Raw genomic sequence first — 16,794 nt, 5'->3', positions numbered from 1 at the left:
ACTTGCCGTTGCTTTCACCCACACAAGCTTGGCAATTCCGTCCCTATCAACATGCATACTGATGCTTGCTGTTGCGCATTGCCAACGCACTGGAACGTGGCGGTCATTCGCCTGTATCAACATCGCAAGGCGATACGGGCTGGGTGTACGGCGTCCACACCCTGGCCAGCGTGAATTTGGGCAGATCTCGCGCAGATCATCCAACAGGCTTTCGCATTTGCAGGAAAGTGCTCATCGTCCCTTCTTGAACTCGAGGGCGGTCACAAACCTCGCCTGCTACGGATGTTCAGGGACCGTTAAGTCCAATTGTACAGTAATTTCGCATATTCTTAACATATTTTCTGTTGCGCCGGTGGGTAATCTAGAGGATATTCGCTTCGACAGAGAATAGATCTGTGAATGTAAAACAAGCTTTTGGCTTAAGTAGCCCCACAGGGGCACAGCACCGACGGAGGAGCGACTATGACTACGCTACCGCAAATCTCATTGGCGAAACTGTCATCCGATGCAACGCGACGTGAAGAGCAACAGCGATTATGCACGGCCTGCGAGGAGTACGGATTCTTCTACCTTATCGAGCACGGAATCCCGAAAGAACAGATTACACAAGCGATCGATGCTTCCCGGCGCTTCTTCGCGTTGCCCCTGGCTACGAAGGAACGCTATGGTCACGCCTTTCAAAACGTCCACCCCACCACCGCCCGTGGATACAGTCCGTTGCACGGTGAAATGCTGCATCCCGAGGCCGGACCGGACCCAAAGGAAATGTTCGACCTCGGTATCGAGAATGAAAGCGACCGGCGTCCATTTGCCGGACGCACACGCCTTCCGGACGACGCCTTAGCTCCAGGTTTCGCGCGGAGCCTCCTAGCTTTGCAGGCCACCGTGCTTAATGGCGTCGTCCCGCCGCTCGGGAACGCGCTGGCCGACCTGCTCGATATGGAAAAAGGCTGGTTCCAACGCCATTTCAGCCCGCCGACGGTTCTGCAACGCGTGATCCGATATCCGTCTACCGGTGGCGCGGCCGCTAAGCATACCGACAATGGTTTTTTCACGCTGCTGCTGCAGGAGGAACTCCCCACGCGATCCTTGCAGGTGTGGTTCCACGGGCGTTGGATACCGGCGCCGAGCCTCCCCGATAGTCTCGTTGTCAATCTGGGCGACATGCTTCAGGTGTTGAGCGATAACCGGTTCAAGAGTACGCCGCATCAGGTCGTGCACAGTGGTCCGGCCGAACGAATTTCCCTGCCCTTCTTTATCTATCCCGACATCGATGCTCGCCTGGCTTCGCGGCAAGGCAATCACACCTTTGGTGTCGCGGAGATGATGCTGCGAAACTACGAGTCAATATGGGAAAAGGGGAATGGGGCCGGGCGCGCACGTGAGTTGCAGTAGGTGTTCGGCTTTATGAAACGGGAGCAAACTGCGGCGACGATGTAGCACACCCTGACGTGAGCCCTAGAAGAACTCTCTGAGTGCCGCCGTCGCGTAACGCGGCGGCCTCTAGGCCCTTGGAATTAGGCACGCTGGGACTGCCAAATTGTTTAGATTGCGCCGATCGAGATCCTAGCGCTGCGCTGAGGCGAGGATTTCTGACGCGGAAACTGAGCGATTAATCTGGATGCAAGGAGATAATTATAACCAAAGGGAGTGTTTGTCTGGGTCGAGCCGTGCCCGCACGAGCACGAACTCCAGCTTGGCCTCTGGAACTACTTCGCTACCGGAAGGCCTCTTTTCCAAGGGGGTCATCTGTCAGGCATCGCTTCGCTCGCCACGGACGGAAGCCATTTTTGTGGTCCTCGTCTTTGCAGCGCTAGTCTCGCCTGACCAGGTCAACTTCAAGGCCGATGAGGCGCATTCGAGATCCTGGCAACCTTCAAGGAAATGAGAAAAGCCAATGTGCGCGAGGCATGATTTCAACAACGCATTAGAAGTAACTCAGAATTGGATCAGCGATCTGATGTGGAGACTTCGCTGGCATGATCGCGAGCGGGTCTACCAAGCTCTGATTGCGACGCTGCACGCTCTGCGCGACTGCCTGGATCGCGACCACGCCGTTTACATGGGCGCACGGTTGCCAGCTTTGCTTCGCGGCTTCTACTACGAGGGTTGGAATCCCGGCCGGCGCGCCAACGCCAGAAACCGGAATTCATTTCTCGAACGGATCCACGTCGGCGTCCAGCGAGACCCGGCGGTCGATCCGGAAGTGGTTGCCCGCTTAGTGCTGGCCCAATTTGTCGACCGTTTGTCCAGAGCAGAGGTCAAGCGTGCCAAGGCTGCCACTCCAAGAGTGCTGCAAAACCTTTGGCCCTGAGACGGGCGTCTGCCCACGAGCGCCCGCTGTCCGCGTGGCACTTGGTTCCTTAACGCTGGCCTTGGTTTGGGCAGGGATTGAGTTTGGCCCGGAGGTGTAGGGGGCGGGCCGCAAGGTTGGAACTCGTCGCGGGCATCCCCCGATCCTAGTAATGCCCCGATCGAGCTCCAGAATGCGTTTGAGTGTGATTCAACAAAATGATCGAATGAGCCGAAGCTGTCGATCGCCCTGGCCGAGTTCGTGCCACAGCAATCAACCAATCGGCTGGCCGTGCGAGTCGTCCACTAATCCGCCGGCGTCTGGTTGCTGACGAGCATGCAGGAAACCCGCCGAGCGGCTCCCGCCACCAAGGTCGACGCGTAGCAGCGGTGCTGAGTGGACAACTGGTTGAGCCCTTTGGAAGGATCAGCCTATGTGACGAAAGGCAAAGCAATGACCACGCCAATCAGCTTGATGACAGGCGAGCACACCGATATCTATGTCGACGGCGAGCTCCGGCCGGCCCATTCGTCGGCTAGGATTCCGGTCGTGAACCCGGCGGATGAGCTGGAATTTGCGACAATCCCCAATGGCGACAAGCACGACGTTTCTGCGGCAGTGGATGCCGCACGTGCGGCGTTCCGGAACTCCGGGTGGCCTCAGCTGCCGCCGTCGCAGCGAGCCCATTATTTGCGCAGACTCGCGCGTGCAATCGAGGATCGCGCCGAGCAGCTGGGCGCCGTTGTCACGGCGCAGATCGGGATGCCCCTGGTAAGCTCCGTGCAATCCAATGGGAGCGGCACATCGAAATTTTACCGCTACTATGCCGAGCTTGCCGATCAACTAGAAGTCGAATCCGAGCGCATAGGACACGAGTTGCGAACTGTCATTCGGAGGGAGCCGGTAGGTGTTGCCGGATTGATTGTACCGTGGAACGGCCCTCAGGGCGCAATCGCATGGAAGCTGGCACCAGCGTTGGCCGCTGGTTGTACGACGGTCGTTAAGCCCGCACCGGAAGCATCACTGGACTCATACCTGCTCGCTGAAGCCTTAGGCGAGGCAGGCATTCCCCCCGGCGTCGTCAATATCGTGTTCGGTGCGCGCGAAACAGGAGCATTGGTTGCGTCGCATCCGGGTGTCGACAAAGTGTCATTTACCGGTTCAACGCACGCTGGTCGCCAGGTTGCACTGGCCTGTGCCAAGCGCTTCGCGCGCGTTACGCTCGAGCTTGGCGGCAAGTCGGCGGCGTTGCTGCTCGAGGATGTCGATCTTGACACGTTTCTCCCCTTAGTCGCGCCGGCGTGCATCCCATTCAGCGGTCAGATCTGTCACGCCCTGACCCGCGTCCTTGCTCCGCGCGCACGGTACGACGAAGTCGTCGAAGGAATTGCGAACAAGGTGGCTGGGCTAGTCGTGGGCCACCCGCTCAATCCAGCGACGCAGGTCGGGCCACTGGTGGCGAAGCGGCAGCGTGTTCGCGTCGAGGAGTACATTGCATCTGGATGCGTGCAGGGCGCGAAGGTCGTTACCGGCGGTCGGCGTCCGCAGGGACTTGACGTCGGATATTATCTCGAGCCAACGGTCTTCCGTGATGTCGACACATCTATGCGGATCGCGCAGGAGGAGATCTTCGGGCCGGTGGTGTCTGTGATCCCGTACCACAACGAGGAGGAGGCGATCGCGATCTGCAACGGCACTACGTATGGCCTGGGTGGTGCGGTGTTCACGTCCGACCCTGAGCGGGGCATGGCGATTGCGCGCCGAGTGGAGGCTGGTGTTGTCGGCATCAACCGTTACGCGCTTCACATCGACGCGCCATTCGGCGGTGTCAAGGAAAGCGGCCTTGGTCGGGAACTCGGACCTGAGGGGCTGGCAGCATTCCTCGAGATTAAGTCGATCTTTCCGGCCCAACGGTCGAGTGCAGTGTAATGCGTGCCCAACTGCGCGGGACTAGTGAGGTTATTGAAGTGCAGGGATTGGCGTTGGACGCGAGAACCAGAACCTGAGCTCAAAATTTCCAGGCTCGCGTGTTTTTGCTTATTGGCTTCGCCTGTCCGTGTGCCGCTTCGGCCCGCGTGGCCGCCAATGCCGAAGCATCAGCTCGTAGGCACGCTCGGCATTCTCGGCCACGCTTTATCGCTGTTTCGCAAACTCTTCACGTTGTAGGCGTGAGCCGAACCGCGACGACCGAGACCGCGGTCGCCCGGCGCGCCAGCCTTGAGAGCGAGCTGCCTCTGCTTTGCTGCCACCAACGCCGCGCGAGCCCAGAAGTAGTCCTGCTCTTTCGTCAGCAGATGCCTCATCAACATCGTGAGCTTGCGGGCGACCGCCACGGCTGCGACCTGATGGCCACGCTTGTTGCGGATGCGCAGAAAGAAGGCTCTGAGCAGACCAGGCGCTTCGCCGCAGACCGGGCGCCTCGACCAGCATGGCGCGGGCGTGGGAACGCCCATGCTTGCTGATCCGCCCATATTGCGCCAAGCCGAGACCGGATTGGCGCGCGCGGATTGAGGCCGAAGTAGCTCACCAGCCTCTGCGGTTGCCGGAACCGCCGATGTCGCCCACGGCGGCGATGATACCGCTCGCGACCATCGCATTGAGCCGGTCGTCGTCTGAAGCCGCCGGCTTGCACATCATCAGCCGCTTCCCAGGCGATGTCGCGATCGAGGTCAGCCAGATCTTCGGCCAGGCGATCGATCTCGCGGATGTGTGACGATCGCGGCCCCGCTCGTTGTCAGGAAGCACCTGCCGCTCGAGCCAGGCGAGCGGCACTTTGCACGAGGTGCGCCTGCAGGATGCATCTCGTTCTTCACGCCCGTCCGATGCCGCACGGCCTGGTTGCACCGCGCGACCAGACCGCGAAGCCGCTCGGCCCGCTCATCGGGAACCCAGACCTCAAGCAGAAAGCCGCTGGCATGGAGCTGCGCCAGAACGCCGGCATCGATCTTGCCGGTCCTGATACTGGCATGGGCGATCGCCTTCACCTGCATCGGGTTGGCCACAATCACCCGGCCGACATAGGGCGACAGAACCCGCACTACCGCCATGCGTCGCAAACTGCGGCCAACCCCTTTTAGTCCCGAGCGGGTCATGTCGACCCGTCCGTGATGGCGCAGCCGGCCGTCTTCCCAAACTACCACCTTCGCAAAGGTGCGGTGGATATCCATTCCAATCACACATCTGATCGGCTCCCTCTCCTCAAACAGTCGGGAGCCAACGGACGGCACACCTACGGATCCGCGCTCTCGGCGCAACCGGGCAAGTCGCAGGGAACGCGAGTCGCAGCTCATCGAATTGATCGGTCTGCCCGTACGTGCTCCCGGCGCTCCTGTCCCGGATGGCCGCACCATCCCCGAAAATCGCTCATCTCCAGCGGGGATCGGATCGCGCCGTCATGGGTCATACCGGTTACAAACGCCACGAGGCGTTGAACCAAACGCGGTCATGTCCCAATGCCCGCAATGAACCTGCTATACTGGTTCTCAACCACGCCGCCGAGGAATGGAAACGCGCCCCGCGCGAGTGGTTCATGGCCAGGACACAATTCGCCGTCGTCTTCGGCGAAGGTTCGTCAGCTATGAAGCCGCCGATTTCGCCTTCGCCGATCACCGCCGTATCCATAAGACCGTCGAGCACGTCACGAGGAGCGCCGCCCAACGCCTCGAAAGCAGCGGCCTGACAGCGTATAAGCAGCAGCAGATCCTGTCGAAGCGGGCCAAATCAAGCGGCTGAAGCCGAGCACCAGAGAGAATAGCTGCGTGTTTCGGTAATTCCCGGACATCCTTTTCGCTAAATCCCGGACAGTGATTTCAGTAATTCGCGGACAGCGATTCCGCTAAATCCCGGACAGTTTTCGGAAGCGGATTTAGCGGTCGGTTCTTGGCTGCGCCGTTCTGGCAGTTTGGCCTCTCACGATGATGTTGAGAGGGGCCATGCCGAGACGGAAGCAAGCGAGACGAACGAGCGTGAGGGACATCCAAGCGATGTTGCGCCTGACCCATGAGCAGGGTCTTTCGGTGCGTGAAGTGTCGGAACGGCTGAAGATCAGCAAGACGACAGTATCGACCTATTTGCTACGGGCGCGGAAGGCCGGGCTGTCATGCTGGCCTTTGCCGCCGCGACGCGACACTTGAGCGGCTGCTGTTTGGCCGTGCCGGTCGTCCGCCGCAAGACCTAAGCGAACCGAACTTTGCGCTGATCGCCAGGGAGTTGAAGCGCAAGGGGGTGACGCTGACGCTGTTGTGGCAGGAGTATCGCGCCGCCCACCCCGACGGCTACGGCTACACCTGGTTCTGCGAGCACTTCGCCGCTTTCGAGCGCCGGACGAGCGCGACATTCCGCAACCGGCATGCGGCGGGCGCGGTGATGCAGACGGACTATGCCGGGCAGACGGTGCCGGTGATCGATCCGGCGACCGGCATCATTTACCCGGCGCAGATTTTTGTCGCGGTGCTGGGCGCCTCCAATCTGACCTTCGCCTTTGCCAGCTCCAGCCAGAAGCTGCCGGACTGGATCGAGGGCCAGGTGCGAGCGCTCGCCTTCTTCGGCGGCGTCACCAGAGCGATCGTGTGCGACAACCTGAAGGCCGGTGTCGTCAAGGCGCTGTGGTTCGAGCCGAGGCTGAACGCGACCTTTGCCGCGATGGGCACTACGACACCACTATCCTGCCGACCCGCAGCCGCAAGCCGCGCGACAAGGCCAAGGTCGAAGGCGCGGTGCTGATGTCGAGCGCTGGATTCTGGCGCGGCTGAGGAACCGATCCTTCTTCTCGATCGCCGAGCTCAACGCCGTGATCGCCGAACTGCTCGAGGAGCTGAACAACCGGCCGATGCGCCATGTCGGCCAAAGCCGCCGCGAACTGTTCGGGGAGATCGAGCGGCTGCCTTGAAGCCGCTGCCGGCGGCACCGTTCGAATACGCCGAGCGGGAAGTCGGCGAAGGTCCATCCTGACTACCATGTCGAGGTCGACAAGACGTTTTACTCGGTGCCGCACCGGCTGATCGGGCGCACCGTCGAGGTGCGGCTCACGCATCGAGTGGTCGAGATCTTCCACGATCACCAGCGTGTCGCCAGCCATGTCCGTCGCTCGCAGCGTTCCGGCCATGTCACCGTCAACGAACACATGCCCAAGGCGCACCAGCGCTACGCCAACACCACGCCGGCCAGCCTGATCAGCAGGGCGGCCAGGATCGGCCCCAACGCCGCCATCCTGGTCGAGCGCATGATGCGCGAGCGGCCGCATCCGGAACAGGGATACCGCTCGGCCATGGGCATCCTGTCGCTGGCGCCGCGCTATGGGCCGGAGCGTCTCGATGCCGCCTGCGAGCGGGCGCTGCTGATCAACGCGATCGCCTACTCCTCCGTCACCGCCATCCTCAAAGCCGGCCTCGACCGGGCCAGCTCCGCAGAACCGGCAAAGCCGACACCCCAGCACGCCAATATCCGCGGCTCCACCTATTACCAGTGAAGGAAAGGAAGAAAGAATGCTGACGAACCCCACCCTCGACCAGATGCAGGCCCTCGGTCTGGCCGGCATGGCTGCCGCCTGGCGCGAACTGGCCGACGCAACAACGCCAACGAGCTCAGCCGTGACGAGTGGCTCGGCCTGATGCTCGACCGGGAGGTCGCCATGCGGGCCGACAAGCGCGTCCGGAACCGGCTCGCCTCAGCCAGGCTGCGCTTTCCCGAAGCCTGCATCGAGGACATCGACTTTGCCGCGCCGCGCGGACTCGACCGGCGCAGCACCATGGCGCTCGCCCAGGGCGAATGGCTGAAAGCGCATGAAAACCTGATCGTCACCGGCCAGACCGGAACCGGCAAGTCGTGGCTGGCCTGCGCCTTCGGCCGGCAAGCGGCACGGCTCGATCATTCCGTGCTCTATGCGCGCGTGCCGCGCCTGTTCGAGGATTTGGCGCTCGCTCGTCTCGATGGCCGCTTCCCACGCCTCATCGACAAACTCACCCGCGCGCAACTGCTCATCCTCGATGACTTCGGAACCCACAGCCTCACCGACCAACAGCGCTTCCATCTGTTCGAAATCGTCGAGGAACGCTATCGCCGCAAATCCACCCTGATCACCGCCCAGGTCCCGGTGGCAAGATGGCATGACCTGATCGCAGACCCCACCGTCGCCGACGCCATTCTCGACCGGATCGTGCACAACGCCCACCGCATCGTGCTCCAGGGCGACAGCCGCGCCCCTCTTGACCGGCGCCGAAAACGGCGAAATCAATCATCCGTGAACGCAACAAGGCACCCAAGGACCGACGCCGCCAGACTGTCCCGACATTAGCGAAACCACTGTCAGGAATTAGCGGAACCCCTGTCCGGCTTTTGCGAAATACGCAAATAGCCAGATGATCCTCGGTGTCGTTGGTTCGTCGGTGAAGACGACATGTGAGGCAAAGTCGACCTGCGCCTGCTCGCCGGGCGTGGTCTCGAAGAATCCTATCCGCGCTCCTATGCCTTTTCCCGTTCGTCAACAGTGGGCAATGGCGTTATCGACCAACCAATTGAGGCGACGGCACGCTGGACTATCGCTTCCGTCTGAGCATAGGTGGGTGAAGCGGCGACGACATGCCCGATGCAGTCTCGGTAATCGCCTTTCCTTACGATTGGCGCCTTAGACTTAACATACAATCTTATCTCTGCGACACCTAGTAAAGCAGCTGCCCGGCCAGCGCCATCGGTCCAATCGAGGGTGCCATCGCTATCAGCAACAAGAAATCGCCCAACCGCAGTCCGCGAGTCTCTTTTGCGCAAGTTCGGCTCATCGCCGATGACAAGCTTGATGTGCTCGGTAATGAGATCGACACCGTGAGCAAGCTTAATCAGTAGAGGAGTGGGCGCACCACTAAGACGCGGATTGACTTCAATGACGACTGGGCCACGTTTGGTCAACCGGAGTTCAACACTTTTTGGCCCCCAGTCAAGGCCGAGAGCTGGCAAACAGCTGAGCGAAACATCGGCCATACGCTCATGCTCCTCATCAGTTAGCGGGGCCGGAAAAGTGCACTCTCGATAGACGAAGTGCGGTGGCGGATGGTAGTCAGCGGCGACAATCCCCACGACCTCATGTCCCATCACTGCAGCGACATACGCAGGGCCTTCTGCGAATTCTTCGACCAGCACTCTTGGCGGAGACCGCCATATGTGCCTCCCCTCCAACAGATAGGCCGTATGTTCGGCCAGCTCATCGGGGCTGCGGCACAATCGGACACCCATGCTGCCACTGCCTACGGCTGGCTTAACAATCACGGGAAGGCCGATCTCCGCGGCAGAGCTTTCTACGTCCGTCGCATTCGCTGCCAGGCGATAAGCAGGTATTGCAACGCCGGCCTCTGCGAGGAGCTGACGTTGAACGAATTTGTCGTAGCATTGTTCAATCGACGCGGGATCGGGACCCGGTAGATCAAAACACCGGCAGAGCTTACCAACTGTGGCAGAGACCGACTCGTCGTGGCCCGCAAAGCCGGTGATGCCGGCAATGCCAAATGTGGCATGCAGCCGGGAACATTCCTGGATTAGCGCATCGAGATTGTCTATATCGACACGAATTGTCTGAAGGTTTTCCGCTGCAAGATATTCGTACTGAGTCGGATCAGCCGACAGTGTAATCGGATGTAAACCAAGACGCTGAGCCGCTTGGACATAGAGCTGACCATTACCCCTATGACCTTCGATCAGGATGAGCGCTTTCCTTGCCATTGGCTGTCTCCTACGTTGTGTTCCTGCGACTTGCAGGAGCAAAAAATTGGCATCAGCCCGTTCGGCTTAGCCTGACCTCAGAAGTGAAAGTACCATCGCCGAGGATTTGCGGTTGCAAAGATTGTGTATTTTTATGCGAAGGATCTGCAACGGCTGGCCTAGCGGGTAGTGTGCCGAGAGTTCGGCAATACGCTGAGGGAAGCCCCACGAATGTGACACCCGCCTTGGAATTAATCTTTCATTCTCGATTGAAGACAAGTCATGCGAGGCGTGGAGCCAGCTTGGGTCGGCCTATTGCGGGGCGGTGCGGTAGTAGCTTAGTTTCGACGTTGAGGCTTGGGCAAGGTTCAGAGCTGACACGTCTGATCGGGGTGCCAAGTCGTCTCAAGTGAGCGGGCCGAACACGTGGATAATCAGATCGAGCTTCGCGCCCTCAGGCATTTCATCCGAGTGTCCGAACTTGGCAGCATCAGCCGAGCTGCGGTCGAGTTGCGCATAGCGCAACCCGCTTTATCCAGGCAAATGCGTCGCCTGGAGGAAACGCTCGGGGTGCAATTGTTCATTCGCGATGGCCGCGGAGTGAGGTTGACGGAAACTGCCGCCAAGCTCCGCGACGAAGTTGCGAATGTCTTGCTGCGGCTAGACAACGCTTGCCTTCAAGCTCGGATCGATGAAGGGAGTCCCTCCGGCGTCATTCGCGTGGGAGTTCTGCCCAACCTGGGTCCAACCTTCATGGCGGAGCTTATTTTAGGCTGCCGTCAACAATTCCCCCGTGTTAAGCTGAAATTGATCGAGGGGTTCACCTATCAAACCGCGAACTGGATCCAGAGCAAGCAGATCGATCTAGGCTTCGCTTACGATGTCGATAGTTATCGCCATCTGAGTCCCGAATTCCTCTTCAAAGAAAAAGTTTATTTGGTTGGATCAACAAAGAATTGGCCCTTCGGTGAGAGGGTCTTGTTGTCTGAATTGGAGGGCCTTCCGCTGATTATTCCGGCGCCGCCGAGTTACACGCGGCGACGCCTGGAGGCAGCCGCACACGACCAACAGCTGGAATTGACATTCAAGTACGAGATCGACTCGATACCTCTCATTAAGCGAATGATTGCACTGGATGAAGGCTACGGGATTTTTAGTCGTGCGTGCTTGTGGGAAGATCTCGAAGGCCCGAATCTATCTGTCGCGGCGATTGAGCGGTCTTCGCTAAGCTTTGAATTGGCGCTAACAACCGCATATGGGACAATACTGCCGCCCGCCGCACGGCACATCATATCATTTGTTGAGCAGATGGTTCGACGTTATGTCGAGCTCGGGCGCTGGTCGGGCGAGTTTATCACTGGCGGCCCGAGTTCATCGACCAACACTTGAAGTGGCTGGAGCACCGGCGGGCCGCTGGCTAACTGACTATTTTGTGATCGCCTGCAACGCACCTACTCGCGAGGTGGTTGCCGATCTTCGGAGGGCGCAGGTGTGCTACTGGCGCGCTTCCATTCTATTCGTCAATTGGTAGAGCCAATGATGCCTTAATTCGATCCATTACGACCATGGTTTTAAAGCCCTTGATATCGGGGTGCTCATGAAAAAAGCGACGGGTAAATGCCTCGTACTCGACCATATCACGCACCGAAATTGCGAGAACAAAATCTGCCTCACCTGTCACGTAATATCCGTTCATAATCTCGGGCGTGCGCCGGATCGCTTGTTTGAAACGATCGATGATGTCAGCGCGATCGCGCTCTAAAGTGATAGAGGCTAGCATGAGCATGGGCCTGCCGATCGCTTCTGGCGAGATTACAGCAACATCTGCCTGAATTACGCGCGCATCTCGAAGTCGCTTCAATCGCCGCTGGCATGCGGTTGCCGAAAGGCCTGCAAGTTCGCCCAATTCCTCTGTGGTAAGGCGATTATTACGTTGTACGGCAATGAGGAGTTTCCGATCAATTCGGTCCAAGTCTGGCGGCGGGGTATGCAACATTGGGGCTCCTCGCAGGAAAACTGCACGTTCTTGCCAATATTAGCCCAACTTCTGCGATGTGTCGCTCATACCGATTCCATATATCCGTTATGCGCTGGCTGTCTCCGGGTCGCCTGGCAGGGCGCGGACGCCCAATACGACCGCGTGACTGGGAGCGGCCCGGCTGCTACGGGTGAGGCCATCATCGCCCTCGGCGCATCGGAAGAGGCATGGTATCGATTTCTTGAGATGCGCCCGTCATCGGACCGATCCACGCCAATGGATCGAAGTTTTTTTATGTTGCCCCGATCATCTTAGATGGCAGTGGCGAAGGAGGTTACGGTGATACGTGATGCCGTGTGATGCCTGGGCCGGAAATGGGTGGGTCGGTGCCACTTGGGCTCCTCCTCGGCTGCCTTGAGGCCGCAGTTCACAGTTGCGCTCGGCGGCTTCGACTTCCACCGCATCCTGGCGGCGCGACATGCGATGCGGTGCTGCGATGCTGTTACCCGCAAACCAGCACTACTCGCTCAGCGAATTTGCAGAACTCTAGGCAAATACGGCCAGCACATGGACGGTGCCACAATCCAGTACCTGTTTTTCCGTTCCTTTGGTCTGTCCAGTGGAGGGACAGCGCCCAAAAAACGCCGGTTTCCTGCGCGACAAAGTAAAACTTTGCGCAGCATGGTGACCGCGGGCTTGGTAGGGTTGGGGCGCTCGCTGGCAGGCTGCAGTTTCCGCACAGCGCTTCAAGGCCTGCGGCTCGTCTTACGTCAAGGAAAAAGATGATCTCTGAACGCAGCATTTCAGTCAGTGGTATCGGGACCTCATACTATGAGAGCGGAATAGGCGAGCCTATCGTATCCCTGCACGGTGCCGGCTTCGGCGCAGACGGAAAAAGTTCCTTTGTGCGTCAGCTCAACGACCTATCCGATCAGTTCAGGGTTATCGCGGTAGATCAACTGCAGTGTGGCGGGACCGATTATCCCGCCGATCAAAAATTCGTAAATCGCCTTGGTCGTGTAGACCACGTGATTGGCTTCATCGAAGCGCTGGGGTTGAAGCAGATCACCCTCGTCGGTCATTCAGAAGGGTCATTCGTCGCCGCGCGGGTCGCGATCCTGCGTCCGGATCTTGTCTCGAGGCTTGTATTGCTGACAGCCAGTTCCGTCTCTCCGGCCTATGGGGACGACCGCGACGAAACTTGGTGGCAGGCCTATACGGAAGCTTACGACAATTCCAGTCCGATGCCGAGCGAAGAGGAATACGTCGCCGCCTGGCGAAAGAGCACCCGCGCCTATGGGCAGGATGTGGAAGAGGCTAAGAGAGAGGCCTATCGGCGGGCCGCGGCGCGCGGGCAATACGAGATTCTCCAGAGCCTGCCCGAAGAAGAAACCAATCTCCGTCTGTATGTTGTGCTGCAGCAAACCCATGTGTTCCCGTACCTTGATCGGCTTCGGGCCGAGACATTGATTATCTGGTCCAAGAACGACCCCACCGTGCCGCCTGACCGCGGTATAAAGCTGGCAAAGCTGATCAAGAATTCGGATTTCCACCTGCTGAACAATGCGGGGCATGACGTCCAGATCGACCAGAGCGAAGCAGTGAACAGACTCATCCGGCACTGGACTGCTAAATCACCAACTAAGGGAAACTAGCAACTGTTCGATCCCAGGTGGCTGCGGGGGCGAATACTGCAACGCCCTTGCGCCGGGTGCGCCATCTGTTTCTGAGGAAGAGATATGCAGAACAAACTGATGGTCGCTCAATCAAAGCTGATTGGCAACGCATGCCATGGCAATCTCGACCCGGGGGCAGGGGCAGTTGTACCTACATGTTTGCCGGTATTCTGTTAATTAGGGCAGGAGTTTTGACGATGGATTTGACGGCGCAACTCATCAGGCACGTTATTGAAACGCAAAAAGAGACAATACCTAAGGAGTCGATTGAACGCGCGAAACTTTCCATTCTCGACACGCTTGCCAGCGCGATCGGCGGATCGGATGACCAGATCGCGCACTTCGCTCGTCGGCTGGGCAGCTTGTCCGGCGGCAAGGCAGAATGCACCGTCTGGGTTTCTGGAGAAAAGCTTCCTGCCTGCTTGGCGGTCCTTGTCAACGCCACCACAGCTAGAGCCGTCGACTTTGATGATACCTACGAGCTTTGTATCAACGGCTGCCACGCCAGCGCTTACAATGTGCCGCCGGCGCTGGCGCTCGCGGAACGCGATCCTTCGATTACCGGGAGCGAATTGCTCATCGCATTAGCGACGGCTATGGATCTGCACATGCGTCTTGCGCGTAGCGTGACGAGCCATTCTTTGAAAACCGGCCGCGATAATATTGTCGCAGTGTGGGGCACCACCGCGGTTAGCACAAAATTGCTGCGGCTCGATGAAGAGAAAACCCGTAATGCATTCGGCATCGCTTACGCCCACGCCGCCGGGGAAGTACAGATGTATGAGGAAGGCGCGCACACTGTGGCGCTGCAACAAGGATTGCGGGCGCGTTCGGGGGTGGAATCGGCCCTGTCTGCTATGGTGGGTTTCAACGGTCCGCGGGAGCCGTTCTTTGGTAAGTATGGCTTCTACAGAGCCTTCGAACCGAGCTACGACGTCGATTTGCTTATGGAGAAGCTTGGTGAGGATTATGTGAACACTGAGATCAGCTTCAAAGCTTGGCCGGCTTGCAGGGCTATGCATCCCGGGATCGATGGACTGAAGCAATTGCGCGACAAGCACGGCTTCAAGGGGGAGGATATTGTCTCACTTGAGCTCGGGGTGAACCGTCTCGTCGCTGAGAGTTATGTGGTACAGCCGCGCGACCAAAAGTGGAACCCAAAGGACCCGGTCGTCGCGCGCTTCAGCCTGCCTTACGTCATCTCTGTCGCGGCCCAACACGGCAGAGTAGGAATCAACGATTTCCATCCGGAAGCATTTGAGGATCCGGCTGTGCGCCGCATCATGGCTGTCACGAAGATTGAAGTTGATCCAGAGATCGATCGTACTCACGGTCTGCATCAAAATTCGCCGACAGCAGTTACTGTGAAGCTAAGGGGCGGCGCAGAACATTTCATTCGGATTGACAAGCCATTCGGCCATCCGGACAATCCGGCTTCGCTCGCCGATGGCATGCGTAAACTCAAAGCTTGCGCCGAAACGTCCATGTTGCCGTTCTCCGATACACAGCTCGAGTCGATTGGGGAATTCGTCGAGGACCTTGATAGGCGGCCCACGTTGGCACCGCTATTCGAGCTGCTTGTTGGCGGTAAGTAGTCACGAACGTGCGAAATCAATGCTGGATCTCGGCCGCACTGGCTGCGCGCTTGCGATGTTGCTCGCAGACGAAGCCAAGCGCAACCGTTCGCGGCCTCAGCACGGCGTGGTCTTCGCTGGAAAAGCATATCGTATTCAGAAAGCCGCTTAACCGAAGGTCGATCGGACGGACTTGAAGGTGCTGAAGACATTCAACTCGACGTATACGGGGCGACGGTTGCGTGTTTGAAGCCGGCCCCGCAGTCGTCTGCTACTCAAGACGTCCACCACGAAATTCATGCATCCAAGGCGACGGCTCAAGGAGTGAGCCCGTCGGCCGGCCTGGAAGGCGGCTTTACGCTTTTCCTGGTTGCCCGATCACGTCGGCTCACGTCGAATGTCCGGCGCTTACGGTTGTGATAACTCCGCTCAATTCCCCGTGTTTCAGACCGGTCATCTGGGCGATCGTGCGCGAATGACGCCTTAAACGCCGATTTCCTGCGGCGTTAGAAGGACAGTTCGTTCAATGCGGCACATTGGTGCTGGTACTGTACTCAAAATAGAGGCCGCATTGTCCGGCCCCAAGGGAACATGTCTGAAATGAGGAGCATCCAAATGTCGCAGGAACTTGACTATCTTAGCCTCCGTGTCGCTGCGGGCGGGCTGAGCCGGCGTGAATTTCTCGGCCGTGCGACGGCGCTCGGCGTGAGCGCCGCCTTCGCCAACTCGCTTCTTGCCGGCGGCGCGAAGGCGCAGGTGCCGCAAAGGGGCGGCATTCTGAAAGCCGGCCTCCAGGGCGGTGCGGCGACCGACAGCCTCGACCCAGGGGCCTTCTCAGCCTCGGTCGCGATTGCCTTCAGCAAATGTTGGGGCGAGTTGCTGATGGAACTGACCCCCGACGGTGGCGTCGAAAGCCGTCTCGCCGAGGAAGTCGGTTCGTCCAAGGACGCCAGAACCTGGACGATGAAGATCCGCAAGGGTGTCGAGTTCCACAACGGCAAGACCGTTACAGCGCAAGATGTGGTGGCGACACTTGAGCGTCACTCCGACGCGAAATCAAAATCCGGCGCGCTGGGCTTGCTAGGGACCATCGACACGATTAAGGCGAATGGCGACGAGGTCGTGGTGACGCTGAAGGGCGGCAATGCTGATTTCCCTTATATGATGACCGATTATCATCTCGTCATTCAGCCAAACGGGGGCAAGGACGATCCGGCCGCCGGCATCGGCGCCGGCCCCTACAAGGTCACGGTCAACGAGCCGGGCGTACGGCACGGGGGCGAAAGATTCAAGAACTACTGGCAGGGCGACAAGCGCGGCCATGCCGATCAGATCGAGATAACCGTCATCAACGACGCCACGGCGCGCATTTCGGCCTTGCGAAGCAACCAGGTCCACATGATCGACCGCGTAGAGCCGAAGGTCGTCGACCTGGTCAAACGTATCCCCGGCGTGACCGTCCAGAACGTTTCGGGGCGCGGCTACTATTGCTTAACATGTTCTGCGACACGCCTCCCTTCGACAACAACGATCTCAGGATGGCGCTCAAGCTCGCCATGGACCGCGAGCAGATGCTCGACAAGATCC

At 59.1% G+C, this 16,794-nt stretch carries 10 protein-coding genes and 3 pseudogenes; 9 read left to right on the top strand and 4 right to left on the bottom strand.

Annotated elements, in window-relative coordinates; all coding sequences use genetic code 11:
• The first annotated feature begins 462 nt into the window (after positions 1 to 462).
• The 3 genes from EOA28_RS00060 (at position 463) to EOA28_RS00050 (ending at position 4,222) form a co-directional block, all read left to right on the top strand.
• Positions 463 to 1,395, top strand: a complete 933-nt coding sequence (locus tag EOA28_RS00060) for a 2-oxoglutarate and iron-dependent oxygenase domain-containing protein (protein ID WP_095489417.1) — start codon at positions 463 to 465, stop codon at positions 1,393 to 1,395.
• Between the two features lie 502 nt (positions 1,396 to 1,897).
• Positions 1,898 to 2,314, top strand: a complete 417-nt coding sequence (locus EOA28_RS00055) for a DUF2267 domain-containing protein (RefSeq protein WP_095489418.1) — start codon at positions 1,898 to 1,900, stop codon at positions 2,312 to 2,314.
• 375 nt (positions 2,315 to 2,689) lie between these two features.
• On the top strand, positions 2,690 to 4,222 hold the full coding sequence (locus tag EOA28_RS00050) for an aldehyde dehydrogenase (RefSeq protein ID WP_245501435.1): 1,533 nt from the start codon (positions 2,690 to 2,692) through the stop codon (positions 4,220 to 4,222).
• 167 nt (positions 4,223 to 4,389) lie between these two features.
• Here EOA28_RS00050 and EOA28_RS39830 read toward each other — a convergent pair whose 3' ends face one another.
• Together EOA28_RS39830 and EOA28_RS39825 are read right to left on the bottom strand one after the other, a co-directional pair.
• On the bottom strand, positions 4,390 to 4,746 hold the full coding sequence (locus tag EOA28_RS39830; RefSeq protein ID WP_245330129.1) for a hypothetical protein: 357 nt from the start codon (positions 4,744 to 4,746) through the stop codon (positions 4,390 to 4,392).
• 216 nt (positions 4,747 to 4,962) lie between these two features.
• On the bottom strand, positions 4,963 to 5,460 hold the full coding sequence (locus tag EOA28_RS39825) for a hypothetical protein (protein WP_245501434.1): 498 nt from the start codon (positions 5,458 to 5,460) through the stop codon (positions 4,963 to 4,965).
• A gap of 765 nt (positions 5,461 to 6,225) precedes the next feature.
• Between EOA28_RS39825 and istA the strand changes: the two are divergent.
• Both istA and istB read left to right on the top strand, forming a co-directional pair.
• Positions 6,226 to 7,760: pseudogene (gene istA / locus EOA28_RS00040) on the top strand (IS21 family transposase).
• A 16-nt stretch (positions 7,761 to 7,776) separates the two neighbouring features.
• Positions 7,777 to 8,585 (top strand): annotated as a pseudogene (gene istB / locus EOA28_RS00035) (IS21-like element helper ATPase IstB).
• Positions 8,586 to 8,752: 167 nt separating this feature from the next.
• Here istB and EOA28_RS00030 read toward each other — a convergent pair.
• Positions 8,753 to 10,000 carry an acetyl-CoA carboxylase biotin carboxylase subunit family protein gene (locus tag EOA28_RS00030; protein WP_128314333.1) on the bottom strand — a complete coding sequence of 416 codons (1,248 nt, stop codon included), beginning with the start codon at positions 9,998 to 10,000 and terminating at the stop codon, positions 8,753 to 8,755.
• 405 nt (positions 10,001 to 10,405) lie between these two features.
• Here EOA28_RS00030 and EOA28_RS00025 point away from each other — a divergent pair, with 405 nt between their 5' ends.
• Positions 10,406 to 11,368: a LysR family transcriptional regulator gene (locus tag EOA28_RS00025; protein ID WP_128314332.1), complete on the top strand. Its 963-nt coding sequence runs from the start codon at positions 10,406 to 10,408 to the stop codon at positions 11,366 to 11,368.
• A gap of 124 nt (positions 11,369 to 11,492) precedes the next feature.
• Here EOA28_RS00025 and EOA28_RS00020 read toward each other — a convergent pair whose 3' ends face one another.
• Positions 11,493 to 11,975 carry an Lrp/AsnC family transcriptional regulator gene (locus tag EOA28_RS00020; RefSeq protein ID WP_095489421.1) on the bottom strand — a complete coding sequence of 161 codons (483 nt, stop codon included), beginning with the start codon at positions 11,973 to 11,975 and terminating at the stop codon, positions 11,493 to 11,495.
• A gap of 764 nt (positions 11,976 to 12,739) precedes the next feature.
• On the opposite strand from EOA28_RS00020, the gene EOA28_RS00015 reads away from it, so the two are divergent.
• The 3 genes and pseudogenes from EOA28_RS00015 to EOA28_RS00005 all read left to right on the top strand — a co-directional run.
• Positions 12,740 to 13,612 (top strand): alpha/beta hydrolase, encoded by an 873-nt coding sequence (locus tag EOA28_RS00015; RefSeq protein ID WP_127396061.1) that lies wholly within the window; start codon positions 12,740 to 12,742, stop codon positions 13,610 to 13,612.
• A 218-nt stretch (positions 13,613 to 13,830) separates the two neighbouring features.
• On the top strand, positions 13,831 to 15,228 hold the full coding sequence (locus EOA28_RS00010) for an MmgE/PrpD family protein (RefSeq protein ID WP_128314331.1): 1,398 nt from the start codon (positions 13,831 to 13,833) through the stop codon (positions 15,226 to 15,228).
• Between the two features lie 594 nt (positions 15,229 to 15,822).
• A pseudogene (locus EOA28_RS00005) lies at positions 15,823 to 16,794 on the top strand (ABC transporter substrate-binding protein); the annotation flags it as partial.

The sequence above is a fragment of the Mesorhizobium sp. M2A.F.Ca.ET.067.02.1.1 genome, from assembly GCF_004023285.1.
GTDB lineage: Bacteria > Pseudomonadota > Alphaproteobacteria > Rhizobiales > Rhizobiaceae > Mesorhizobium.
This window is presented reverse-complemented; position numbering and strand designations above follow the sequence as displayed.